Annotated in this window: 21 protein-coding genes and 1 pseudogene; 17 read left to right on the top strand and 5 right to left on the bottom strand. The window is 53.8% G+C overall.

The genetic code is table 11. The annotated features are described in order from the left end of the window. Positions 1-130: 130 nt before the first annotated feature. On the top strand, positions 131-1,753 hold the full coding sequence (locus NNL21_RS23250; RefSeq protein WP_204820659.1) for an extracellular solute-binding protein: 1,623 nt from the start codon (positions 131-133) through the stop codon (positions 1,751-1,753). Between the two features lie 130 nt (positions 1,754-1,883). On the opposite strand, the gene cysK is transcribed toward NNL21_RS23250, so the two are convergent. After that, the gene (gene cysK, locus NNL21_RS23245) at positions 1,884-2,813 is read right to left on the bottom strand and encodes a cysteine synthase A (protein ID WP_204820660.1); all 930 of its coding nucleotides are present in this window, start codon (positions 2,811-2,813) and stop codon (positions 1,884-1,886) included. A gap of 279 nt (positions 2,814-3,092) precedes the next feature. Here cysK and NNL21_RS23240 point away from each other — a divergent pair, with 279 nt between their 5' ends. From NNL21_RS23240 to NNL21_RS23200, 9 genes and pseudogenes are all read left to right on the top strand, one after another. After that, a complete protein-coding gene (locus NNL21_RS23240; RefSeq protein ID WP_204820661.1) occupies positions 3,093-4,076 on the top strand; it encodes a polysaccharide deacetylase family protein in 984 nt (327 codons plus the stop codon). 62 nt (positions 4,077-4,138) lie between these two features. Further along, positions 4,139-5,563: an FG-GAP repeat domain-containing protein gene (locus tag NNL21_RS23235; RefSeq protein ID WP_204820662.1), complete on the top strand. Its 1,425-nt coding sequence runs from the start codon at positions 4,139-4,141 to the stop codon at positions 5,561-5,563. A gap of 27 nt (positions 5,564-5,590) precedes the next feature. After that, positions 5,591-5,959 (top strand): annotated as a pseudogene (locus tag NNL21_RS23230) (response regulator transcription factor); the annotation flags it as partial. Further along, complete coding sequence (locus NNL21_RS36605) at positions 5,951-6,811, top strand: winged helix-turn-helix domain-containing protein (protein ID WP_309145350.1); 861 nt, start codon at positions 5,951-5,953, stop codon at positions 6,809-6,811. The pseudogene NNL21_RS23230 and the gene NNL21_RS36605, both read left to right, overlap by 9 nt. Next, complete coding sequence (locus NNL21_RS23220) at positions 6,808-8,232, top strand: sensor histidine kinase (RefSeq protein ID WP_204820663.1); 1,425 nt, start codon at positions 6,808-6,810, stop codon at positions 8,230-8,232. Before NNL21_RS36605 ends, NNL21_RS23220 begins: the two co-directional genes overlap by 4 nt. 381 nt (positions 8,233-8,613) lie before the next feature. Next, complete coding sequence (locus NNL21_RS23215; RefSeq protein WP_204820664.1) at positions 8,614-9,699, top strand: DUF3048 domain-containing protein; 1,086 nt, start codon at positions 8,614-8,616, stop codon at positions 9,697-9,699. A gap of 360 nt (positions 9,700-10,059) precedes the next feature. Beyond that, the gene (locus tag NNL21_RS23210; RefSeq protein WP_204820665.1) at positions 10,060-10,671 is read left to right on the top strand and encodes a DUF47 domain-containing protein; all 612 of its coding nucleotides are present in this window, start codon (positions 10,060-10,062) and stop codon (positions 10,669-10,671) included. Positions 10,672-10,691: 20 nt separating this feature from the next. Further along, positions 10,692-11,687 carry an inorganic phosphate transporter gene (locus NNL21_RS23205; RefSeq protein ID WP_204820666.1) on the top strand — a complete coding sequence of 332 codons (996 nt, stop codon included), beginning with the start codon at positions 10,692-10,694 and terminating at the stop codon, positions 11,685-11,687. A gap of 272 nt (positions 11,688-11,959) precedes the next feature. Further along, the gene (locus NNL21_RS23200; RefSeq protein WP_204820667.1) at positions 11,960-12,772 is read left to right on the top strand and encodes a sugar phosphate isomerase/epimerase family protein; all 813 of its coding nucleotides are present in this window, start codon (positions 11,960-11,962) and stop codon (positions 12,770-12,772) included. 107 nt (positions 12,773-12,879) lie between these two features. On the opposite strand, the gene NNL21_RS23195 is transcribed toward NNL21_RS23200, so the two are convergent. The 4 genes from NNL21_RS23195 to NNL21_RS23180 form a co-directional block, all read right to left on the bottom strand. Next, positions 12,880-14,058, bottom strand: coding sequence for an amidohydrolase/deacetylase family metallohydrolase (locus NNL21_RS23195; protein ID WP_204820668.1), 1,179 nt, complete (start codon positions 14,056-14,058; stop codon positions 12,880-12,882). 34 nt (positions 14,059-14,092) lie between these two features. Beyond that, a complete protein-coding gene (locus tag NNL21_RS23190; RefSeq protein ID WP_204820669.1) occupies positions 14,093-15,277 on the bottom strand; it encodes a PLP-dependent aminotransferase family protein in 1,185 nt (394 codons plus the stop codon). Positions 15,278-15,286: 9 nt separating this feature from the next. Then, entirely contained in the window at positions 15,287-16,198 is a 912-nt protein-coding gene (murQ, locus tag NNL21_RS23185; protein ID WP_204820670.1) for an N-acetylmuramic acid 6-phosphate etherase, read from the bottom strand. Positions 16,199-16,262: 64 nt separating this feature from the next. After that, positions 16,263-17,213 (bottom strand): BadF/BadG/BcrA/BcrD ATPase family protein, encoded by a 951-nt coding sequence (locus NNL21_RS23180; RefSeq protein ID WP_204820671.1) that lies wholly within the window; start codon positions 17,211-17,213, stop codon positions 16,263-16,265. 364 nt (positions 17,214-17,577) lie between these two features. On the opposite strand from NNL21_RS23180, the gene NNL21_RS23175 reads away from it, so the two are divergent. From NNL21_RS23175 to NNL21_RS23145, 7 genes are all read left to right on the top strand, one after another. Next, on the top strand, positions 17,578-18,747 hold the full coding sequence (locus NNL21_RS23175; RefSeq protein ID WP_204820672.1) for an exo-beta-N-acetylmuramidase NamZ family protein: 1,170 nt from the start codon (positions 17,578-17,580) through the stop codon (positions 18,745-18,747). 20 nt (positions 18,748-18,767) lie between these two features. Next, a complete protein-coding gene (locus tag NNL21_RS23170; protein ID WP_204820673.1) occupies positions 18,768-19,721 on the top strand; it encodes a GNAT family N-acetyltransferase in 954 nt (317 codons plus the stop codon). Between the two features lie 27 nt (positions 19,722-19,748). Continuing rightward, complete coding sequence (locus tag NNL21_RS23165; protein WP_204820674.1) at positions 19,749-21,074, top strand: ABC transporter substrate-binding protein; 1,326 nt, start codon at positions 19,749-19,751, stop codon at positions 21,072-21,074. A gap of 82 nt (positions 21,075-21,156) precedes the next feature. Further along, entirely contained in the window at positions 21,157-22,053 is an 897-nt protein-coding gene (locus NNL21_RS23160; protein ID WP_204820675.1) for a carbohydrate ABC transporter permease, read from the top strand. Continuing rightward, positions 22,053-22,925, top strand: coding sequence for a carbohydrate ABC transporter permease (locus tag NNL21_RS23155; RefSeq protein ID WP_204820676.1), 873 nt, complete (start codon positions 22,053-22,055; stop codon positions 22,923-22,925). The genes NNL21_RS23160 and NNL21_RS23155 overlap by 1 nt, the downstream gene beginning before the upstream one ends. 51 nt (positions 22,926-22,976) lie before the next feature. Continuing rightward, the gene (locus tag NNL21_RS23150) at positions 22,977-23,687 is read left to right on the top strand and encodes a PIG-L deacetylase family protein (protein WP_204820677.1); all 711 of its coding nucleotides are present in this window, start codon (positions 22,977-22,979) and stop codon (positions 23,685-23,687) included. Positions 23,688-23,759: 72 nt separating this feature from the next. Further along, positions 23,760-24,881 (top strand): serine hydrolase domain-containing protein, encoded by a 1,122-nt coding sequence (locus tag NNL21_RS23145; RefSeq protein ID WP_256555420.1) that lies wholly within the window; start codon positions 23,760-23,762, stop codon positions 24,879-24,881. The last annotated feature ends 47 nt before the right edge of the window (positions 24,882-24,928 follow it).

Raw genomic sequence — 24,928 nt, 5'->3', positions numbered from 1 at the left:
CATCTGTATTCTTCATTTACTTGAAAGGGGGGATGCCCTGGAGATTTGTAAAGAAAAGCATCAGAATAAAGTGAGATTGGTAAAAGGAAGACAGCAGGGAGTCATCATCTATTAATCGAGGGGGAGCCGCATGAAAAAAACGTTTATGATGTTTCTAATGTTGACGCTTGTAGCCGTAAGTATATTGGGATGCTCGAATAATCCAAAAGAGGAGGGCAATTCAGATGGAAAGACGACGACGGCACCAGATAAAGAGGCGGGTAAACCGGATAAATTCAACGCGACAGGTTATCCGATCGTCAATGAAAAGATCACATTGAATTTGATGGGACCAAAAGTCCCGATTCACGGTCCTTGGGATCAGATGGATTTGTTCACGGAGATGGAAAAGCTGACGAACATCCAAATCCAGTTCAACACGCCGAATAGCGATGTGTATCAAGAAAAGAAGAATTTGGCCTTCGCCAGCGGTGAACTGCCCGATGTTTTCTTCGGAGGGCCTCTTACACCTAAAGATGAGGTCACTTATGGCGGGCAAGGATTATTGATTCCACTCGAAACGCTGATCGAGAACTGTGCGCCCCATTTCAAAAAAATTCTGGATGAAAATCCGGAAGTGCGCAGCGCTATAACAGCGCCAGACGGTCATATATACGCCCTGCCTCAGGTGAATGAAGTGCCCGGGGATTTGACCACCAAAATGTGGATTAATAAGGAGTGGCTGAAGAAAGTCGGTCTGTCTATGCCTACAACAGTCGATGAATTGTATGGGGTTCTCAAGGCGTTCCAAGAGAAGGATCCGAACGGAAACGGTTCAGCCGACGAAATACCTCTAACATCGGGAAGGCTCGGGGATATTCGACCGGCGATCCTTGCCGCTTTCGGCCTTATATCGGATAGCTTTGTGAACGAGAATGACGGTAAACTGGTTTATTATCCGACAGCTCCGGGATACAAGGAGTACATTGCTTTCATGCGCAAGCTGTACGATGAGAAGCTGCTGGATAACGAAACCTTCACCCAAACCTCGCAGCAATTAAATGCCAAAGGGATGGATAATCAATTGGGGTCTTTCGTGAACGCAGCACCATTCGTCGTCGTATCCGAGGAACGCAATGATGAATTTGAGCTGATGGGTCCGCTGACAAGCACCATTAACAGCAAGCCAGTATGGCCCAAGGTGTCCAGTGTAATGCGCGGTTTATTTGCCATAACGAAAACAAATCCTAACCCGGAAGCGGCCATCCGATGGGTCGATCACCTGTACTCGGATGAAGGCTCGATCCTGGTCATCTTCGGCAAGGAAGGCGAGGGCTACAAGTGGCTGGATGATCAGAAAACGAGCTGGGAGAGAACGTGGCCTGAGGGAATGAATCCGGAGGAATATCGTGGTGGACGCGTAACGCCGGCTGCTGGCACCTTCGTCCCCACCATACGGCAACTGGACTTCTTGTCCAAACGTGCCAATGACAATATTATCGGCCCGATTGCCGCTCAGGTGGAAGCGAAATATGTGAATGTGTGGAAAGAGGCGTTCCCGCTTGTCTATTTCTCGGATGATCAGCAAAAAAGGATCAGCATACTTGAAGCCGATCTCAAAACCTATGTGGAACAAATGGAAGCGAAATTCGTAACTGGTATGGAGCCGCTGGACAACTGGGACAAGTATGTAAGCACGCTCGAACGTATGGGAGTGGCTGAATACTTGCAGATTCATCAAGAGGCCTATGATTTGTGGAAGAAAACCAACTAGAGAGGGAATTGACGTTCCGACCAGACAGGATATTACCAATGATGTTCGCGACAACATGAGCGTATAAACAACAAAGCGGCCGGGTGATACCGGCCGCTTTGTTGTTCTCATTTTACTTTGTAAAGCACGGTTAATCAAACAGTGTGGTCGATAAATACCGTTCACCGGTATCCGGCAGCAGGACGACGATCGTCTTCCCATGATTCTCCGGCTTTGACGCGAGAATCGTAGCCGCGTGGAGAGCCGCACCTGACGAAATGCCGGCGAGAAGACCTTCGGTTCGGGCCAGCTGCCTTGCCGTGGCAATGGCATCCGTGCCGCGCACGGGCATAATTTCGTCGACAACCGACCGGTCGAATACGTCGGGGACGAAGCCTGCGCCGATTCCCTGGATCAGATGGGCGCCGGGGTGGTTGCCGGACAGCACAGCCGATTCTTGCGGCTCAATGGCAACGACGCGAATCGAGGGTTTTCGCGCCTTCAATACCCCGCCTACGCCGCTGATCGTGCCGCCGGTTCCAACGCCTGCGATGAACATATCGACGGCGCCTTCTGTGTCGCGCCAAATCTCCTCAGCGGTCGTCCGCCGGTGCACGTCAGGATTCGCTGGGTTGGTAAACTGCTGAGGCAGGTAAGCATTGGGAATCGTCTGGGCCAGCTCCTGCGCTTTGGCAATTGCGCCGCGCATCCCTTCCACACCGGGTGTCAGAACAAGCTCTGCACCGAGGGCCTGCAGGATCTTGCGGCGCTCAATACTGAAGGTTTCCGGCAGCGTGATGATCATCTTATATCCTAGAGCGGCGGCCACGAAGGCCAGCGCTATACCGGTATTGCCGCTGGTAGGCTCGATGATAATCGAGTCTGGCCGCAGCAATCCTTTATCCTCGGCATCTTTAATCATGGCATACCCGATCCGGTCCTTCACGCTGCCTCCTGGATTAAACGATTCCAACTTGGCGATCAAGGTCGCCTCCAGCCGCTTGGAAGCGGCATAATTAGTCAGCTCCAGCAGGGGTGTATTCCCGATTAGCTCGGTTAGGTTCTTGGCGATTTTGGGCATATGTGACTCACTCCTATGACAATTGTTATTTCCCAATAAACTTAGTCGGTAATATAACGTTAACACGGCAGAAGTCAGGTTTCAACTTACCCTGCGGGATCGGCGCGGGTGCAGCCTATATTTTGGATGAAATGACTATGAATCTCGCCCTTGAATTATAGAGTAGACGCGGATCTGTCGAAATCTAGCGAATGGACCGTCGATGTTACTAGTTTGTAACAACTTATGCGATAAACTCCTTTACCATGTGTATATAAGCATGGAATGAGGAGAGAGAAAATGACTACTGCTAGGAAGAAACGACGATTGTTGTCGTTTGGTATTATTATTGTCATAATTGGCTTCGTGGCCGGGTGCAGCGTACAAAGCAGGTTTCATCTGTGGGCAAGCAGTGAAGTTGTAGGCACGATAGATGGCGGTCCCTTACTGAACGGCAGTGATCCGCAGGTAAACGGAAGCATCAATGGCCAGCCTTTGCCTAACGCAGGGTCGAATGGATCCGGGCAGGGCACAGGAGGCCCGAACAATGGCGGGCAAGGCACAATCGTCGATAAGGGTACGTCAGGCGGCACGAACGGCGGCAATCAAGTGCCTGCTAAGGAAGGGAATGCTCAACTGGAGAAACCCACTGCACCGAAGGTAGATTATCAGGCGAAGAAAGGCCAGAAGCTGGTGGCACTTACATTCGATGATGGGCCTGATCAAAAGTACACGGTGGCGATTTTAGATATTTTGAAGGAGTACAAAGTTAAGGCCTCTTTCTTCCTCGTTGGCACGCAGGTAAAAAAATATCCGGAGATGGTCGCGCGCATTGCTAAAGAAGGGCATTCAATTGGGAATCATACATACCGACACCCCGACTTAGCGTCGCTGGACGAACACCGAATTATACAGGAAGTGATGTGGACCGATACATTGATTCAGCGAGCAACCGGTTTTGTTCCAAACTTGGTACGGGCGCCTTATGGATCGGTATCGGCCGAGGTCAAATCCATTATGAAGGACAATAACCGGGAGCTGGTTGGCTGGACGGTCGATACACGTGACTGGAACGGGGTTAGTGTTGCGAAAATGCGGCAAAACATTAACAATAATACAAAGCCGGGCGGAATCGTGCTCATGCATTCTTTTGGGAGCAGCCATCTGAAGAACACAGTGGAGCTTCTTCCCTTGATTATTAGCGATTTGAAGAAAAAAGGATACACAATCGTAACTGTAGATGAGCTGCTTGCGGCGAAGGCGCATAAAGCAGCGAGTAAATAATTTACGAACGCCTAGCCGGGTGACCTTGTGCCGGCTGCGATGGAAGGGGATTCGAACCGGACGTGAAGCGACAACGATGGGTAAGACGGATTGGGCTCCGCGTAATAGCAGCCATCTGCTTGCTCGGGATAACCGGATGCCAGTATACGGCTACGCCCGCAGATCTATTGCTGGGACCGCGCGAAACACCGGAGAATGCTGCACTTGCTGCAGCTGTCCGCGATGCGCTTCCGGCGCGGGCGAAGCTCTCGCTTCCGGACCAAGATGAAGCCATGTCCGCTGTGCGGAAAATGGATATTGACGGCGACGGGCGCAAAGAAGCGATCGTGACGTTCATAACCGATTCGGAAGATCAGCAAGTGCTCGTACTGAAAGAAGGAAGCGATGGCTGGCAATTATGGTTTATCTTTGGCGAATCGTCGGGCTATGGCATTGATTGGATCGATGCCGCTGATCTGGACGGAGACAGCCAGCCGGAATTGTTGATTGGATGGAAACAGTACATGGTCCCGAACGGTATCTTGAATGTATACCAGATTCAATCGGAGAAGGACTATAAGGTGCCGCCGAAACCAATTGCCGAGCTTGAGTATACTAGCGCGGTGCTTGGTGATATCGATGGTAACCAGCGCTCTGAGATCGTCCTGATCCGGGAGGAGCAGCAAGCAAAGGAAGATCAGCTCTATGGGTTAATGGACAGGACGCTGCATGTATATCGGATGGAGCAGGGTATGATCACAAATACGGAAACTGTCTCACTGCCAAGTGAGGTTAACGGCTACTATAACTTGGTCGTCGGCAAAATAGCTAAGAACCGTTACGGGATGGTTGCTGATGCAGGGCTGGGGGCTCATTCCTCCATGACGATCATGCTTGCTTGGGAGAATGGAGGGCTTGTCCAGGTTTATCCGTCGAGGAGCAGTAGTGAATACGACAGAAGCTTTAATGTTTATTCCACCTTAAGCGGGGATGAGAACAACGATGGTATTCTGGATATTCAGATCATGAAGGAGGCACTCGATCAGCCAGCCGATGCGGCGATGAGTGAACTGGTCTTGATCGATCAGCGGAAGCAATGGGACGGCAAGGCGAATTTTCACGTTGTGATGGAGCAATATGTGGATTACGCCGGGCGGTATGCGCTTCGCTTCCCTCAGACGTGGTACGATCAAGTGACAGTGAGGCGTCCCAAAGACGAAGAGAAGGGTCAGCTCTATGTAGACATATACGAAGCGGCATCCGATAAGAGGCTCCCTCTGTTCGTTATCCATAGCACACCGCTTACGGACTGGCATGTCTTGGAGCAGGCGTGGCAGGATCAAGGGGTGCAATATTCCGAGCTGGTTAAAGGTGGCGGGATCGTGTATGCGGTAGAATGGGAAGAGCCGTCGGAGGACTGGACCGAGGAGGAGCGGGCTCTGTATACCGGCCTGCAACCGGATGAGAATGAGTTGAAGCGGCTGTTCAAGCTTCTTCCGGAAGATTAATGGGTTGGATGGAGCAAGGAGGGCATTATGCGGATTTTGCTGCTAGAGGATGAAGAAGCGATACGCGGATTTGTCCGCATTAACTTAAAGCGCAACGGAATGGACGTAACCGAGGCGGAGGACGGAGAGACGGCCCTGATGCTTGCCGATGAAGCCGATCCTCCCTTCGATGTGGCGCTGCTTGACGTCATGCTGCCGACGATCAGCGGTTTCGAGGTATGCGAGCAGCTGCGGGAGAAGTTTCCGCGGATGGGGATCATCATGCTGACGGCGAAATCTCAGGAAGAGGACAAAATCCGCGGACTAGAGCTTGGCGCAGACGATTATGTGCAGAAGCCGTTCAGTCCGGGCGAGCTGATCGCTCGGCTCGGTGCACTGCATCGGCGTATGATGCCCGGAGGCTTATCTTGGCCGGAAGGGGCTGGGGATGCTGAGGGTGCGAAAGCTGGTGACTCTGCAGCGCCAGTAGCAGGTGAATCAACGATGCAGCACGAGGGCGTCGATGGATCAGGCCCTGCAGCATTGAATCGGGATGCATCCGTTGATGGCATTGTCCGCGGGGACATGGAAGCAACCGATCGTCGGAATGAAGAATGGAACAGGGCGGACGTCATAAGCGAGACTGCTGGCCGATCAGGCGAATCAAGTGCCGTCATCCATTCCGTTGGCGGCGAGATGGCGAGCGGTGGAGCTATACCCGTCATCCGTCTGGGAAGCGATAGCGATAACGTAAAGGCGGCACCAGAGTCTGAAACTGAGGCTGGTAACGGAGAGGGCAATGGTTCGGCAGGAGGAGCGGGCTCTTTGTTGGGGTCTACGTATGTTGGAACGACGCCCACGGGGAACGGTTCCGCAGCCGGCGATCCCAAGGCCTTCGCCGATATGGAGGATCGCCCGCGTGCAATGCCGTCTCAGGGGGATCTGCGCAGGCAGCACAATGAGCTGCATGAAGGGATATTCCGCTTGTCTTCAGCTGAGCGCCGGCTATGGAAGCGAGACGAGGAGGTCGTGCTGACTCCGACCGAATGGACACTGGTGAAGCTGCTCATGGAACGTGCAGGCGAGGGCCTTAGCCGGGACGATATTTTGGATGCGGTATGGGGCAGGCACTTCATCGGGGATTTGAAGATCGTGGATGTTAACATTCGGCGCATCCGCCAGAAAATCGAGGATGAGCCGTCTGACCCTCGATTTATCGAAACGTTATGGGGCTATGGCTACCGCTGGAAACGGAGCGATGGGCGATGAGCAGTCTCCGGACACGAATGGTGTGGAGCTACGGTGTGCTGATCGTTCTTGTAGTTGTGCTGCTCGGCTCCATGTTCGTTACGTTGGTATGGAATTATTACTATCGAAGCGCCGTCGGTTCGGTGCTGCAGAGGGCGGAGACAGAGGTCACGCTGCATAACCGCAACCTTGCCTATCAAACGATGAGAGATAAGGCCCGGTACATGCTTCAGAACATGACGGATGGGGTGGAGCATCTCCAGCTGCTGGATAACCAAGGCGGGTTAGTCGTGGATGCCGACGGTATATCGGGGGCTGGACGAAAGCTGACGACCCCGGATGTCATTCAAGCGCTTGATGGGGAGAAGGGCATCTGGCGGGGCGTGGATCCAACCACGCATGAACGGATTGCCGCTGTTACGGTACCCTTGAAATCGGAGCAGCGCGTCGTTGCTATGTTCCGTTACACGGCTTCGCTCGAAAGCGTGGATGCTACGCTGCGCAACTTATTTTGGATAACTCTCATCGTGGCTGTTGTGGTCGTGCTGCTCTTCTTCGGCATGAGTATATGGCTGGCCAATCGAATTGCGCGTCCGATCCGTAATTTGACCCGTGTTGCCGAGCAGATGGCAGAGGGAAATTGGACGCGGCGTGCAGCAAGCCATGACCGCGACGAAATAGGCCGGCTGGCGGATACGCTCAATACGATGGCGGCGGAGATTACGAGAAGGGAGAAGCTGAAGAACGACTTTATCTCATCGATCTCCCATGAGCTGCGGACGCCGCTCACATCGATAAAAGGCTGGAGTGAAACACTTGCCTCCGGCGATCCGGCGGATGTCGAGGAGGTACAGCTCGGGCTGTCGGTTATCGACAGGGAGACGGACCGCTTGTCGGGTCTGGTGGAAGACCTGCTCGATTTCTCCAAGCTGTACGCGAAGAGTATTGTACTGCATCCCGAGCTGCTCGATTTCTTGGCGCCGGTCAAGGAGACGGTCAGGCAGTACGAGGCGAGAGCACAACGGGAGGGCATTGGCCTGACGGCCCGCCTGACCGTGGAAAGTACGATGCTTGTGAAAGCCGATGCTAACCGGTTGAAGCAGGTGATGATCAATGTGCTCGACAATGCGTTCAAATTCACACCGCGCGGCGGTTCCGTCACGATAACGGCCGAGCGGGAGGCAGGAATGGCGCGCGTGTCGGTGTCGGATACCGGCTGCGGTATTGCGCCTGAGGATTTAGCGCATGTGATGGAGAAGTTTTATAAAGGCGAGAGTCAGCGTGCAGGCAGCGGTTTGGGGCTTGCCATCTGCAAAGAAATCGTGGAGCTGCATGGGGGGACGGTCGAGCTGGAGAGCGTTCCGGAGGAGGGAACGACCGTAACGATTCGGGTTCCACTGCTTACGGTTCCAAGCGGAGAGGAAGACGGTCACTCTTTGTAGAACAGCGATTTGCGTTTGGCCACCACGTAGGCAATCGCGGCTGCAGCCAATACGACAATGGCAATTGCAAATCCGTGCTGTTTGATCCATTCCATCCATGCCGGCATAGGCTTAAGGTACCTCCTATTTTGATGCTGGTTTTTGAATTGTAGTATGTGGTGAGCCCGCATTCTTAACCCCGGTAACTTTTTGCAGGGAGTGAAGGGATGCGGGCTTATTTGTATAAAGGGTGATAAGCGAATCAGGGAGAGAATGAGGGGGGGGAACTGGCGAACTCTGGATGCCAATCGTTTAGATCGGCAGACAAGCCGGCCTTGTATGTGGTTTAATATGGGTAGGTAAAAATGACCGAATACATGAGTAAAGGTGGAACTTATGCGCATGAGGGAAACAAGCCGCAGAGGATTACGTATAACGGCAGCACTTGGATTCGCGCTCCTGCTGCTTGCGGTCATTGTGGCCGGCTGCAGCAGCAAGGAGCAGCAGCCACCCGTAGAAGACGTGATCGCGCCGCCGCCGGTAGAAACGGCACCGGAGGATGACGGAATAGTTGTCCCGGCCGAGCCTGATTTTACGGCGCCGCTGACTGGATTGAAGCAGGATACGGCGGCCGATAAACGGGCGATTGCCGTCATGATTAACAATATGTCCAAGGCACGGCCGCAATCGGGACTGCCGCATGCCGACATGGTGTGGGAAGTGCTTGCTGAAGGCGGGATTACAAGGCTGGTGGCGATATTTCAGAGCGACGACTTCCCGGATGCAATCGGACCTATACGCAGCATCCGGCCTTATTTAATTGAGCTTGGGGAGACCTATGGAGGGCTGCTCGTCCACGCAGGAGGCAGCCCGGATGCCTATGCAATTCTACAGAAGCAGAAGAAGCCGTATCTCGATGAGATTACGAATGCGGGCAGCTATTACTGGCGGGATAAATCCCGCAAAGCGCCGCATAATCTCTATTCCAATCTCGAGAAGCTGCGGCAAGGGGCGGACAAGAAGAACTACAAGACGGATGTGCCTGTTCCGGTGTATCCATTCGCAGAGGAGGGGGCAACGGCTGGCGGATCGCCGGCGACCCAGGTAGGAATCTCCTTCCTCCTCAAAAATTACAAGGTGTCGTATGCCTACGACCCGGCGACCCGGCTCTACGCGCGGTCAATCAACGATAAGCCGCACACGGACCTTACGACGGAGAAGCAGCTAACCACGACGAACATTGTCGTGCTGGGGGCCAAACAAACTGTGTATGACGATATCGGCCGGCTTAAGATCGATCTGGAATCCGGCGGCCCTGCGATGCTTGTGCAGCTTGGGCAAGCGGTCGATTGCACGTGGGAACGAAGCGGGGATGGCGTCATCCGCATTATGAAGGATGGGAAAGAGCTGCCGTTCGTACCCGGCAAGACTTACTATCATATCGTACCCATGAAGCCTACTTTTGCGGAGCATATCACAATCAGCTAGCTGCTGATAGGGCGCATCAAGGCAGGGGATTATAAGGGATAGCTGCTTGGAAACCGCTCGGCGCTTGGTGCCGGGCGGTTTCTTTGCAATGGGGAGCGTGTAATACAGAATTTAATGGTAAAAAATTGAAGAAATTATGCTGGTTATATTTATTTTCCAGGCGGTTAAAAACGGTCCATACAGAAAACACTAGGAGAAAGACAGGGGAAAAACAGCGTAATTGTGAAAACTATTTTTGAAAATGTCATAAAACCTTTACAATGCGTTAACAAAAGGAAGTTATACTATGGTAAGATATTGTCGGTTTTGTGTACATGGTTCGGCAATGCTAATCTTGCACGAGGGTGAAGGGGATAACAAATGTTCAAGAAAAAAGACATTTTTTTTACGACGCTGGAGTCAATGTCGGACATACTGCTTGAAGCAGTCGAGTACTTTGCGAAGAACGTTTCGAATTTAAAGGATGTAACGCAATTTGCCAAGGCCATGAAAGAGTACGAGAGCAAATGCGACCGCCATGTACATACGGTTATTACCGAATTGAACAAGACATTCATCACCCCGATCGAACGTGACGATATTATGAAGCTCACGACATCGCTCGACGATGTGCTGGACGGCATTGAAGCATGCGCGTCCCGTTTTGAGATGTATCACATTCAAGAGCATGACGAATATATCACGTTGTTTGCCGACATCCTGGTGCGCAGCGCGCAGCAAATTAAGAAAGCGATCTACTTGCTTACCGAGAAGAAGCTGCTTGCCATCCGCGAGCCCGCTATTCACATTAACGAGCTGGAGAACCAAGCGGACGATCTGCTCCGGGTATGCGTAAAGAGCTTGTTTGCGAAGGTTACGGATCCGATTGAACTGATCAAACGGAAAGAAATATATGAGCGGCTGGAGCAGACGACCGACTACTGCGAAGACGTGGCCAATACACTTGAAACAATCATTATGCGCAACAGCTAAGGAGCAGGTGGACCACGGTCATGGACATATACGTTTTAGTTGGTATCGTTATTTTTCTGGCGCTGGCATTCGACTTTATTAACGGTTTTCACGACACGGCCAACGCGATCGCGACTTCGGTCTCGACGCGGGCATTATCACCTCGATTGGCGATCATCATCGCCTCATCGATGAACTTTATCGGCGCCATGCTCTTCACGGGCGTAGCGAAGACAATCGGGGGCAGTGTAGCCGATCCGGCGAAGCTGGATCATGGTGTAGAGATCGTCATTGCCGCGCTCCTCGCGGCGATTATATGGAACCTTATCACGTGGTGGTTCGGAATTCCGTCCTCTTCCTCCCATGCGCTGATTGGTGCTCTTGCGGGTGCAGTAATTAGCTCAGAAGGGTTTAGCGGGATTAATGCGTCAGGGTTCACGGATATTGTTAAGGCACTTATTTTGTCGCCGATTATTGCGTTCTCGATCGGGTTTATCGTGATGTGGCTGTTCAAGAAAATATTCGCCAAATCCAGCCCGCATCAAATCAACAAGCATTTCCGCAAAGGCCAAATCCTGACCGCCGCCTTCCAATCGTTCACGCACGGTACGAACGACGCTCAGAAGGCGATGGGGATCATGACGTTCGCGCTCGTCGCAGCAGGACTTCAGGATACTTTGGATGTTCCGCTGTGGGTGAAAATCTCCGCAGCTACGGCTATGGCGCTCGGAACCTCGGTCGGCGGCTGGAAGATCATTAAGACGATGGGGACGAAGATTTTTAAAATCGATCCGGTTAACGGATTTGCAGCGGATATCTCCTCCGCGTCCGTTATTCTGACTTCTACGCTGCTGCATCTGCCGGTTAGTACGACCCATGTCATTACTTCATCCATTCTCGGGGTTGGCAGCGCCAAACGCTTCTCCGCCGTCAAATGGGACATGGCCGGAAAAATCTTTATGTCCTGGATCATTACGATCCCGATAACGGCTTTACTCGCGATGATTATCTTCCGTATTATGAAGTTGTTCATGTAGTTGAATTTGTATAGATAGGGTGTGCTGCTGCGGTATTCGTGTCCGCATGCGCTGCTGTTAATAGGTCAGCCAGAGACTTCAAGTCTTCTGGGTGGCTTATTTTTGTTAGAGGCCAGAAAAAAGCTGAGCAGGGCGGGTGGGACAGGACTGGGCTGGGCTGGGCAGAGCAGGACAGGGCAGGACAGTATACTTGTGCTTTACGCCGCCATGGGCGTCGACTATACTATATTTGCTATAAAACCTAACTTTTTCTGGAAGATGCGATTATACAAATGAATGAGGTGAAGGAATTGACTACTGCGGGAAAATGGAAGGTTGGCATCTCCTATAGTGCGAAGATGCCCATGGATTTGCAGCAGGTGAAAGCAGCGGGAATCGATTGCATCGAGCTAACGTGGCAGTCACTGGATATTTTCGATGCGACCGTGAAGGAAAAGTGCGACAACGTTATTCAAGCGGCACGCAGCTTGGGCATCGAGGTATGGTCGATTCATATCCCGTATGGCACCGAGTGGGATCCCTCTTCGTTAGATGAAGCTGTTCGAGAGCAGGTAATACGCAGCGTAACTCGGGTTCTTCAGTACGCACAAGAATGGGGCATCCATACGGCTGTATTCCATCCGAGCTGGGAACCGATCGCTGATGCGGAAAGACCGCTGCGCCTAGAAACCTGCAGAGAAACACTTGAGCTCCTGGCCGTCGAAGCCGCTGCTCGCGGTATCGTGCTGGCGGTGGAATGTTTGCCTCGTACTTGTCTGGGAAACTCTGCCGAGGAGATGGAGTATTTGCTGCCCGATCATCCCGGGCTGGGGATATGCTGCGATGTGAATCATTTGTTTAAGGAGGCACCCGAGGCGTTCATACGCCGGCTTGGCTCGCGGATCAGAACGACTCATATATCCGATAACGATGGGATCGATGAGCGACACTGGATGCCTGGCAAAGGCATCATTCAGTGGGCAGAAGTGCTGTCTGCGCTGGAGGATGCCGGTTATGGGAATGTATTCCTGTACGAGATTGTCAATCCTGCACCGCGGCAGGTGATAGAGAATTACGCGATGCTTACAGGTAAGAGGGAGCTGTAACGCCGGAAAAGGATAAATCTCCTCCATTGGGAATATCGGATATATTACGCCTTAGGGTGCTTTATTTTTCGTTATCTCCTACAACGCAGTGTTTATTGTTTCGGCGTTCATCGGTCCGTATGCAGTGGGTTAACCGTATTGCTCCCCGACCGTACCGCCTCCGGACCGATAATCGCATATTCGGGATAGATAAACGCAGCCAAATCGCGTTCGTTCCGCTGCGAGTCGCGCACGCGGATACCGTCGTGCCGGAGCGAGAAGGCGGTAAATCGGGCAGTGCAACCGACTAGTCCATGCGAGAATCGTTCAAGACCGACGACGGACGCCGGTTGGTCCGACACGCACTGAATGACTTCTTCCAAAGTAAGCCCCACGGACAGTAGCTTCGACATCGTCGTGGGCAAATCCCCTACCAATCCGCTCACGCAGCGGGCATGCAGGTCAGTGCTGATGGAGAACGGCTTGAAGCCGAGGGCGATCGCGCGTTCCGCCACGTCGAAACTGAAGCTCGCACCACCGTGCCCCACATCGAACAAGACTCCTCGCTCCCGAGCATCCAGCGCTTCCCTGATGATGCCGTCCCGGTTGAACAAGCCCCAACGCTTACCATGATAGCAATGGGTAACGATATCGCCCGCGCCTAGCTCGGGCAATATATCCTCTAACAGCGGAAGCGGTTCCCCGACATGAATCATAAGCGGAAGGCCGACTTCGTCTGCCGCGCGTTTGGCGACCCGGACGATCTCGATGCCCATGCCGCGCATGATGACTCCACTCGCCCGCAGCTTGATCCCTTTGATCGTAGAGCGGTTCTGCTCGATGCACGCCATCATCAGATCGAGGTCGAGCTTATCCAGATTGTCCAGTTCGCTGACTTGGCTCGCGAACGTTAGGCCGATGGAGCCGAGATTGATGAAAGCGAAGATCGGAAAAGAACTAGGCTTAACGATATATTCGCGGAATCCGATGTAATTCGCTTGCCCGGCGCTACCGGCGTCAACAAGCGCCGTTACGCCGGTTCGCGGGCCGATATCGTCCGCCCGCAGCGAAATGTTCGACACCCCATAGTAGATATGGGTGTGCAGATCGATCCAACCGGGGGACAGCCAGCCGCCCTTCAGATCGATAATCTGCGCTCCTGCCTCGGCTGGTAACCTGCATCCGACTGCCGTCACAACACCGTCCGCGTTGATCGCGATATCGACCGCGTCCTTCGCCGCGCCGCCCGTTACGGCGCTGGGGAAACCGATAAGCTTGGCGTTCCTGAGCAAGAGTTGCTTTGCCATGATAAATATCCTCCAAAGTTTTGCATTCCCTGTATCAGTCTGGCCACCGCAGCAGGGATAGATATCCAAAATCGGTTGCATTCCGCGTCGGCAACTCCGGCCGCGACGGATTCGCCAACAGCTCCGTAATACGTGAACAGACCAGTTCGATCTCCCCAGCCTTTAAATTGCAGGGGTCGATCTGGAAGAATCCGAGCTCGGCCTCGTGCGCGCGGACGCGGACGCTCAGCTCGCCGGCGCTGAGCAAGTTGCTCAGTTCGAATGCGCTCAGCCCGCATACCATTGGGTCTAGCCATACTTGTAACCGGGTAATCGGATTCCCAGTAGGATCGGCAACCCGTTCTACACGAACGCCGCGCAGCGCTCCTAAATGCAACAACGCGTAGTCGATCCGCGCTTCCTCCTCCAAACGCACGTCGCCTGCATCGCGCTCCTGCCATTGCAGCAGAGCCTCCATAATGCCGACGATACTCTCCTTGCCAACCTTCATGCTCCTGCCAATCCCTCGCTCTTGCATATAACAAGCGCGAACGAGCCTCAGATCCCCGGCAATTATGCCCGAGGTCGGTCCGCCGAGAAACTTATGGCCGCTGTACACCACAAGCTGTGCGCCTGCTTCCAGAAATCCTCGCAGATCGTATTCCGACGCGGCGTCCACGATGACGGGGACACCGCGCTCGGCGGCAATCGCACAGACATCCCGCAGCCCGATTAGTCCGCTCTGCACCGTATGGTGCGAGACGACGTAGACGACGGCTGCCGTCCGCGAGCCGATCGCTCCGCGCAGTTGATATCCGCCTGCCTGCGTAACCGTGCCGATCTCGATGCAGGCGGCGCCGGTCAAGCGGATCATCTGCGACAAGCTCGCTCCAAAGCCGACGGCATGCCCCTTCAGCACGATTACTTCATTCTTCATATCATCCTTGCTCGTATCCGGCAGCCGTTCGATCAGGCACAGATCCGTCCCCGTCATACAGGCGGCTACCGCAACAGATATACCAGCTGCCGCGCTCGCCGTAACGCAACCGGCTTCGGAACCTGTCGCGGTGGCGATGATGCCGCAAGCCGCCCGCTGAAGCTCCCGCATGTCGACGAATTCCGGAAGGATGCTACTCATCGCTTCCGCGACGCGGGGACTGACACACGAGGAACCCAGATAAGTCATCGTACCGGCCGCGTTCACGATCCGACGCAGTTCATATCGCTCATGCATATTCATCGATTCGTCTCACCTCGTCTTCGACCGTTTAACCGCCTCCGCGACAAAACCGTCCGCGCGCTCCAGCAGCAGCTTAGCCTGATCAGAGTCGGTATCCGTCAATATCATGACGATCGCGGTCTTCACATGGCCCCCACTTTTCTTGTAAGCGGCTTCAATTCGTTCATCGTCCGCGTCTGTCGCCATCTTGATAATTCGCTTGGAGCGGTGAACCAGCTTCTCGTTGGAAGGCTGCAAATCGACCATTAGATTGTCGTACACTTTGCCGATTCGAATCATCGAAGCAGTCGTCAGCATATTCAGAATCAGCTTCTGGGCGGTGCCGGACTTCATTCTCGTCGAGCCGAGAATGACCTCGGGGCCGACGACGGCTTCGATCATCTGGTGCGCCAGCGGCCGCATCGGCGACTGCTCGTTGTTGCTGATGCCGATGACGGTGGCGCCAATGGCGCGAGCGCTCCGCATGGCGCCCAGCACATAGGGCGTCCGCCCGCTTGCCGCGATACCCACGACGACGTCCTGGGCTCTCACTCCGTACAGGTCCACATCTCGTGCGCCGTTCTCCTCGCTGTCCTCAGCCCCTTCGACCGCTTCTTGAATGGCCTGTACGCCTCCGGCTATAACGCCCTGTACCATTGACGGGTCGGAACCGTAGGTCGGCGGGCATTCGGACGCATCGAGAATGCCTAATCTTCCGCTTGTCCCCGCGCCGAAGTAGAACAGCCGGCCTCCCTGACGGAATGCTTCGACAATGCGATCGGTTGCGGCCGCAATGTGCGGAATGCTAGACCGGACCACTTCTGCGATCCGCTGATCCTCGTCGTTGATCATATACATGATTTGTTCCGTTGATTGCCGGTCGATCTTCCTGGTGTTCTGGTTGCGCTGCTCGGTCGTTAAGAAGCCGATGATATCATCCATAAGTACCTCCATGCGTCATGCGTTCCGTGTGATTTGTATTGTTCATTCGACTTCATGTATTTCGTCAGTCAGCGGTGGGCGCGGACCGGCTCAGCAAATGCAGCGCCAGCCTCGCAGCCCCTTCGGCAGCCGTCCGATTCGCTAGCAGGAAGGAAGCGCCTTCGGCTTCCTGACGGATCCGACACTCGAACGAGAGCCGATATGCGGCGCTGTGCTTGAACATCGATCCGGATAAGGCGATAGCGGAACCCGTTAGCCAAGGATGCTTGGCGCGAAGCGTCAGCGTCAGAACGGCAAGCTCCCGGGCCGAAGACTCCAGAACACGCAGTGCGACCGAGTCTCCCTGATCGCCGGCCTGAATGCACAGCGAAGCGAATTCGGCGATATGCTGCTTCAGAATCGTAGGCTGATAAATATAGGTCTTCAACTGTTCGATACCGGCAAGACGATACCGGTCAACGATAAGCTCCGTAAGCAACGTGCGGGGGAGCACTCCATCATGGCTCTGCATCGCGGCTTGAAGCGTCTTCAAACCGATCGAATACCCGCTTCCCTCATCGCCGAGCAAATGTCCCCAGCCTCCGGTTCGGTACATGCTGCCTTCCGGAATGACTCCGTATACAATCGATCCCGTACCTGCGATCACGATGATGCCGCAGGGAGCTTCGTGCACGGCGGCCAAGGCGACCTCGGCATCGTTCTTGACGAAGAAGCGGCAATTGAGCTTGCGTTCGCGAGCATAATGTTCCAGATATACGCGGATGCGATCATTCTCCAACTCGTTGCCCACGCCCGCTAGACCAAGGCATACTGCCGAGCATTCAGCCGGCTCCCGCCCCTGCGGGGCAAGCAGACGATCAAGAAGCTCGGCGATTCGCGCCTGTGCTGTCTCGAAGGTAACGGCATGGGGATTCGTACCGTCCGTTACAATTCGTTCCAGCACAGTACCTGCGCCGTCCATCAACACGCCCTCCGTTTTCGTCCCCCCGCCATCAATGCCGATCACGGCCTTCATATCATTTCACCTTCCTCTATGCAGCTGTAAATAAACAAATAAATGATGGCTCACCGAAAATTATATACGATAAATCGCATATATGCAAAAATAAATATCATAGATATATGAAAATATTAAAATTTTATTTCAAACTATAATGTGGAGTACAATCCCTTATTTTCAAGGAAGTATCGAAGTAGTTGGATATGGATTTCGATGTGATCATGAGGAAAATAGTAGAATCCAATCGTGTTTCGGGAGAATATGAATTGATTTAGATAAAAAATATCACAGAACTAAATAATTGTTGAAATTTTATTTCTAAGACTTTATAATCGGAGCATACCAAAAATGTAAGCAGTTACATGAAAGGCGGGGCGAAATGGCACAGACTGTAAGATCCGGCGCCGATCGGCTATCGGATCTCGGCGAACAATTGCTGAAAGGGAAGAAGTTCGGGCTGTTGACGAATCCGACAGGCATCGACTCGAATTACCGGTCGACGATCGATGTGTGCGCGGGAATGCGCGATGCGAAACTGACCGTATTGTTCGCTTGCGAGCATGGCATTCGCGGAGAGCGGCAAGCCGGCGTTAAAATTCCGGACGAAACCGATGAAGAGACTGGCCTTCAAGTGTACAGTCTGTACGGCGAGCACTCCAAGCCGACCTCGAGTATGCTGCAAGGGCTCGATGCGATCGTATTCGATATCCAGGATCTCGGCGTTCGATTCTATACGTACCTGTCCACGCTCGTATATGTGATGGAGGCTTGCGCCGAGCACGGCGTAGAAGTAATCGTGCTCGACCGGCCCAACCCGCTCGGCGGCCTAGCTAGCGAGGGCGGCTATCTTCAAGAAGGCTACTATTCAATGGTCGGAGCGTGGAAGGTGCCGTTCCGGACAGGGCTAACGATCGGCGAGTTCGCAGGCCTCGTGCGCGAACAGATGGCGACGCCGTGCAAACTTCAGGTCATCCCTATGCTGCATTGGAAGCGAGACATGGAATACCCGGATACGGGGCTAGCATGGCTGCCGCCGTCTCCGAACATGCCGACGATGGATACGATTCGAGTTTACGCAGGCAACTGCTTGTTCGAAGGAACTAACTTATCCGAGGGCAGGGGAACGACGAAGCCATTCGAGATGGTCGGCGCTCCCTGGCTCCGCGCTCGCGGCATATGCGGCACGCTCAACAGACAGGCGCTTCCGGGGGTTCGGTTTCATCCGGTAACTTTCACGCCGGTCATCTCGAAGCATAAGGGTGAGCTATGCAACGGAATCATGACGTTCATTACGGATAAACATGCTTACCAAGCGGTCCCCACCGGACTTCACCTACTACACGCCGTGATGGAAGCGCATCCCGAGCAGTTCGAATGGGTCAGGCCAGGAGGAGAGGGCAGCCATTACTTCATTGATGTTCTAAGCGGAAGCGATCGCGTGCGTCTCACCTTGCACGAAGACGGGGCCTTAGAAGCCATACTCGCCGATTGGGAGCGAGACCGCGCCCATTGGGACAGCATCCGCAGCAAATATCACTTATACGATTAATACATCCGGAGGTGAGGTTCATGAGTGCAATTACGTTCCGCCATTACTTACCGGGCGACGAGCCGGGCATCGTATCGCTGTGGAATAGATGTCTGACATGGGATCCCGTAACGGAGCTTCGGTTCCGCAAGCTCGTGCTGCTTGACCCGAATTTTGATCCACATGGCATGCGAATCGCCGTGAGGGGCGGCTCCGTGGTCGGCGTCTTCTATTCGATTCGACGCCGGTTGCCGATGCTCGGCACGGAGCTGGAGTCGGATAAGGGGTGGGTGCCATTCTTCTTCGTCGACCCGGACTGCCGTAGAGAAGGCGTGGCCACGAGACTTCTGGAGGACGCGATGGCGTTCATGCGCGCCAACAAACGGGAAACGCTATTGTTTTCCGGCTATGCTCCGAACTACATCGTACCGGGCATCGACCGGTCCGGATATCCTGCCGGCGCGGCATTCCTCGACAAGGCGGGCTTTCAACGCAATTATACCGCCGTCGCAATGGATTATCACCTCGTGCCGTTCGATATTCCGGAAGATGTGAGACAGCTGAAGAAGCAGCGGATTAGCGAAGGCTATTCGTTCGCAACGGCTGCGGATCGCGATCTGTACGAGCTGATTCAGTTCGCTACCGATCATTTCAACTCCGATTGGGGTCGCGCTATCCGCGAAGGGCTGCTGCAGAATCTGACCATGCAGCAGATTCTGGTCGCCAGACACCACGGTGAGCTCGTAGGCTTCTGCTTACACGGAGGCTACGAGGGCGTGCGCGAACGGTTCGGGCCGTTCGGCGTCGATTCTGGCCAACGCGGCAAGGGCATCGGCAAAATATTGTTGTATGATTGCCTGTATCTGATGCGTTCGCAAGGCATGCACGGCGCCTGGTTCCTCTGGACCGGCGAGCAAAGCGCTGCCGGACAGTTGTACAAGAAGCTTGGTTTCAACATCTCACGAAGCTTCGACGTCGTGAGCAGATCACTATAGCCATACCAAACGAGGAGGGTTACGCGCATGAAGTTATGGGGGAAGCTTTCGAAGGCCACTTTAGCATTGATGCTGACGGGAGCAATGGTGGCTTGCAGCGGGAACAACGGAAATGCACCGGCAAGTGAAGGATCGGGTAACAAGCCGGCTGAGAAGGTAGAGCTCACGATGCTCACCCACTATGTGGGAGTGAACGAAACGCAGCTTAAACCGTTAATCGAACAATGGAACTCGGAGAATCCCGACATCCAGATCAAGCCGATCGGTGTCGACTTCGGTGAGTTGCAGAAGACGATCATGACAAAGCAATCTGCCGGTCAAGGCGCGGACATCATGCACGTTTACGCGTTGTGGGGCGGTCAGCTTAACAAGAACAACGTGCTTGCGGAAGCACCGGATCATATCGCCGAGGACGTGAAAGCCAACTATCCGGAAGCGGCCGTGAAGGGCGCTTCGTTGGACGGTAAAGTGTTCGGTTATCCGACTGAGGTACAGGCATACGGACTGTTCTACAATAAACGTCTGCTGAAGGAAGCGGGCTTTGACAATCCTCCGGCGACGTGGGATGAGATGCTGAGCATGGCGAAGGCGATCGAGAAGAAAGACTCCAGCGGCAAAGTGCAAGTCCAAGGCTTCGGCTTCCAACGCGGTTATGCCGGTCTCGTCGACCAGCCGTTCATGGCCATGATGGCAGCGGCGGGAAGCAACCTGCTCAGTGACGACCTGACGAAATCGAACCTGAACACCGACGCGGGCAAGAAGACGCTGGAGCTATATAGCAAAGTATACGGCAAAGACGGAATGACCGACATTTCGTTCAACGCGACGAAGGGCTTCGGCACCGGTCAAGTTGCGATGACGATTGGCGCCGGCTGGTGGGCCGGATCGCTGAAGACGGTCATGAAGGACAGTTATACCGATGTAGGCGTCGCTCCTATCCCATCGTTAGACGGCAGCTCGAAGGGTACGATCGCTTATACTTGGGCATGGGGCGTCAACAGCAAGTCCAAGAACCAAGAAGCAGCATGGAAATTCCTCCAATGGATGAACTCGACTGTTGTGAAAGACGACTTGACGCCTGAGGGAAGCTTCCTGCTGGAGGCATTCAATACAGCATCGTCCCGTAAGTCCGATCTGGAATCGCCGAAGCTGAAAGAGCATCTAGGTTCGGATCCGATCATCAAGAACTTCTCCGATGCGCTGACATACGCAAGCGAAGAGCAAAGCCCGGCGACTGCCGCGGAAGTTCAGGACATCCTATTTAAGAACATCGAGAGCATGTGGACCGGCCAGCAGAGCTTGGACGACACAATCAACAACGCGCATACGCAAATCGAAGAAAAACTGAAGTGATTAAAGAGTTTCAGGGCGGCCACGAGTAACGCGGTCGCCTGAACTCCAATATAACGTGTCGCTTCGGATAAGGAGGTCGGTGATGAAGTCATTTGGATTGAGAAAAGAAACCGTACTGGCCTATTCGTTCTTAATTCCGATCCTGCTGTTCTATACTATCTTTCTTGTCATACCCGTGGTCTTCTCATTCGTGATTAGCCTCACCGAATGGGGCGGCTTCGATTTGGAGTCGATGACCTTCGTCGGCTTGGACAACTATAAGAAAATTTTCGCGTCCGACTCGACATTTCTCGATCCGATCCTGACGAATACGTTCGTATTCGCGTTTGGATCGGTGGCGCTCTCTTTCATAGCAGCTATGATGGTTTCATTCCTTATTACGCGGCTGCGCTGGCAGGGCTTGTGGCGTTCGATATACTTCCTGCCCGCAGTAACGACGATAGTTGCGATCGGCAACGTATGGCTTTATATTTATAACCCGACTAACGGCATTCTGAATGAAATATTAACGAGTGTCGGCCTGAAACCCGTCAACTTCCTCGACAACCCAAGTATCGCATTGTGGGCGGTCATCGCCGTCAGCGGTTGGCTCGGCATTGGCGGCGCAGTTCTCATTCTGACTGCCGGACTTAAGGGCATTCCACACGATTATTACGAGGCAGCTTCGCTCGAGGGCGCGGGAATGTGGAGGCAATATTTCTCCATAACGCTTCCACTGCTCCGTCCGACCATTCTGTTCGTGCTTATTACGTCGTTCATCGGCGGCCTGCAATCATTCACGCTTACGCTTGTCATGACCCGTACAGGAGGGCCAGGCAATTCGACGAATGTTGGAGCGCTCGAAATGTATAATCAAGCGTTCTCGTTCGGCAATTGGGGCGTTGCAAGCGCGATGGCATTCGTCCTGTTCGTCGTTATTTTCATCATCACCATGATCCAGTTGATCGTATTCCGCAAGGGAGGGGTGGAGAGCTACTGATGAAGCTGAAGCGTATTCCCTGGATTTCGTATCTCATCATCCTGATCGGCACCGTCATTATGATCTTCCCGTTTCTGGATATGATCTTCTCGTCGTTCAAAAGCGCGTCCGAGTACAGCAAGCTCAACTATTCGCTATTGCCGGAGACATTCGTGTTCGACAACTACCGGATGGCGTTCGAACAGCTCAAGTTGTCGATGCTGTTCAAGAACAGCATCATTCGTTCCTTGGCCATTACGCTGCTGGTGCTGCTTACCAGCTCGCTTGGCGGTTATGTACTTGCTAAGCTCAGATTTCCGGGCAAGAAGCTCATTTTCCGTTTCGTGCTGTCTACGATGATGTTTCCGGCGTTTCTCTTTTTTATCCCGAACTATTATATTACTGTTCATTTTCCGCTTGTCGGGGGCAACAATATATTCGGCGAAGGCGGCTATGGCGGTCTTGCAGCAAGCATGGCCGGACTTATCGTACCGTTCGCAGTAAGCGGCTTCGGCATCTTCCTGATGCGTCAATTCATTATGAATATTGAAGATGCCTATATCGAATCGGCTCGTATTGATGGCGCGGGTGAACTTAGAATCTTTTTTCAGGTCATATTGCCCATGACCGTTCCCGCGCTGGCGACTCTGGCGATCTTTGAATTTATCGGCTCTTGGAATGAGTTCATCTGGGCTCTGCTCATGAATTCGGTCAACAACGAGCTGGCGACGCTGCCTGTCGGCATTCAGATGCTGAAGTCTCATCTCGATCCGACGCTTACCCAACCGCTCGTTATGGCGGGACTTGTCATCGCAACCATACCGATTCTCATTCTGTTCCTGTTCCTGCAAAAATATTATGTGCGCGGCATGATGAACGATGGCTTGAAATAACCGTTATTCCTACCATTCCAAACTTAACTACTAGATGGGAGAGATTTAGAAATGACAACGAACAACAAGCAACATGTACTCGCGATTAGCGCTCATGCAGGGGACCAAGACCTGACAGCCGGAGCCACGCTTGCCAAGTATGTCATGGAAGGCCATAAAGTAACGATGCTGCACCTGACGCCGGGCGAGAAGGGTCACCCGCGCCTATCCGCCGAGGATTACGCCAAGCAAAAAATCGACGAAGCCCATCAATTCGCAGACATCATCGGAGCCGATGTTCGGTTTCTGAGTTACAGGGACGGAGAGTTGCCGCTTGACGAAACGGTCAAGTTCGAAGTGGCCGACATCATCCGCGAGTTGAAGCCCGAAATTCTAATCACCCATTGGTCGCGCAGCATGCACAAAGATCACGAGAATGCGCATTTCATCACGAAGGATGCGCGCTTCTACGCAGCCATTCCGGCGTTCGAACGCGACCTGCCGCATCACCCTGTCAAAGCGGTCTATTACTCCGAGAATTGGGAGGATATGTACGGCTACGATCCTGAAGTGTTCATCGACATTCCGGTGGAGGCATACGAGAAGTGGGTGCAGGGACTCAATCGCTACGCATTTGCCCGTGGCGAGACATACGGCTTCCCTTATATCGATTACTACAAAGCACTCACCGTCGTGCGAGGTGCCGTCAACGGCTTTAAACACGCACAAGCCTATGCCGTCGGACCCGGCGGGGTTCACCAAAGAAAGCAGTTTTTCATTTAAACCATTTGTGCCGCACGATCAGCCGCCGCGCCGGCTGATCGTTTCTTTATATTCGCGGAAGGAAGTGCAAAGTTGGAAAATGCTGACCAATGGAATAATATCGCCCCACTGATGGGGATGGACGCCGGCAGACTGCGCACCGCGTTTACGCTTCTAGAGAACGAGGTTGAGGCCGGTCGTATTCCCGGCGGCGTGCTGGCCGTCGGAAGAAATGGATATGTGGCCGAATTCGCATGCGGTATCGCTTCCTTCAACAAGGAGCTCGCGGTCCCGGCCAAACCGGAAACACCGTACGATTGCGCGTCGCTCACGAAAGTGACCGTCACGTTGCCACTCATTCTGATGCTCCTGGAAAAGGGGCGGCTCCATCTGCAAGATCCGCTCGCCCGATTCATTCCGGAGTTCGCCACCGCTGAGCATAAAGCTATGATCACGATCGAGCAGCTTCTTACGCATACCTCGGGGCTCCCTCCGACGTTCAATCTGCACGCGCATGGTTGGTCGCGCGAGAGGATCATCGCGAGCGCGATCGAGCTTGAGCCGGAACGGCAGCCGGGCAGACATATCGTCTATAGCGATTTAGGATTCATCCTGCTTGGCCACTTGGCCGAATTGCTGTACGAAGAACCGTTGGATCGCGCCGCACAGCGGCTTGTGTTTGACCCGCTCGGCATGGCCGACAGCGGGTTCTGTCCACCGCCGTCGCAGATCGCTCGCATTGCCGAGACGGAGTGGTACTCGTATGAGTCGGGGCCCCGGAGGGGGACGGTTCATGATGAGAACGCGGCGGCGATGGGCGGCGTGAGCGGCCATGCCGGCCTGTTCGCGACCGCGCGCGATCTGTCGCGATACGCGACGATGTGGCTCGGCGGGGGCTGCCTTAACGGCAGCCGATTGCTGTCGCCTGCCGCTGTGAGGCTGGCGACGAGCTGCCGAACTAGCGGCTCCGAGGGTGGGAATCGCGGACTGGGATGGGTGCTGAAGGGTGACAAGTTCGACGCCTCTGGCGATCTACTCTCCGCGAACAGCTACGGCCATACCGGGTTCACAGGAACGAGCATGTATGCCGATCCGGCCAGCGGATTAACCGTCGTGATGCTGACGAACGCCGTCCGAATAAGTCGGGACCGCTCGTTCGTCTCCCGGTTGCGCGCCACGTTGCATAATGCGATCGCGGCGGCATTGACGGAATAACGATATTATCCTGTATAATGAAAGAACATTGTGGATGGAGGTAGGTC

This window comes from Paenibacillus mendelii (assembly GCF_024498075.1).
In the GTDB taxonomy this organism is placed as follows: domain Bacteria; phylum Bacillota; class Bacilli; order Paenibacillales; family Paenibacillaceae; genus Paenibacillus_Z; species Paenibacillus_Z mendelii.
Note: the sequence above shows the minus strand (reverse complement) of the source record. Positions and strands in the feature narration are given on the sequence as shown.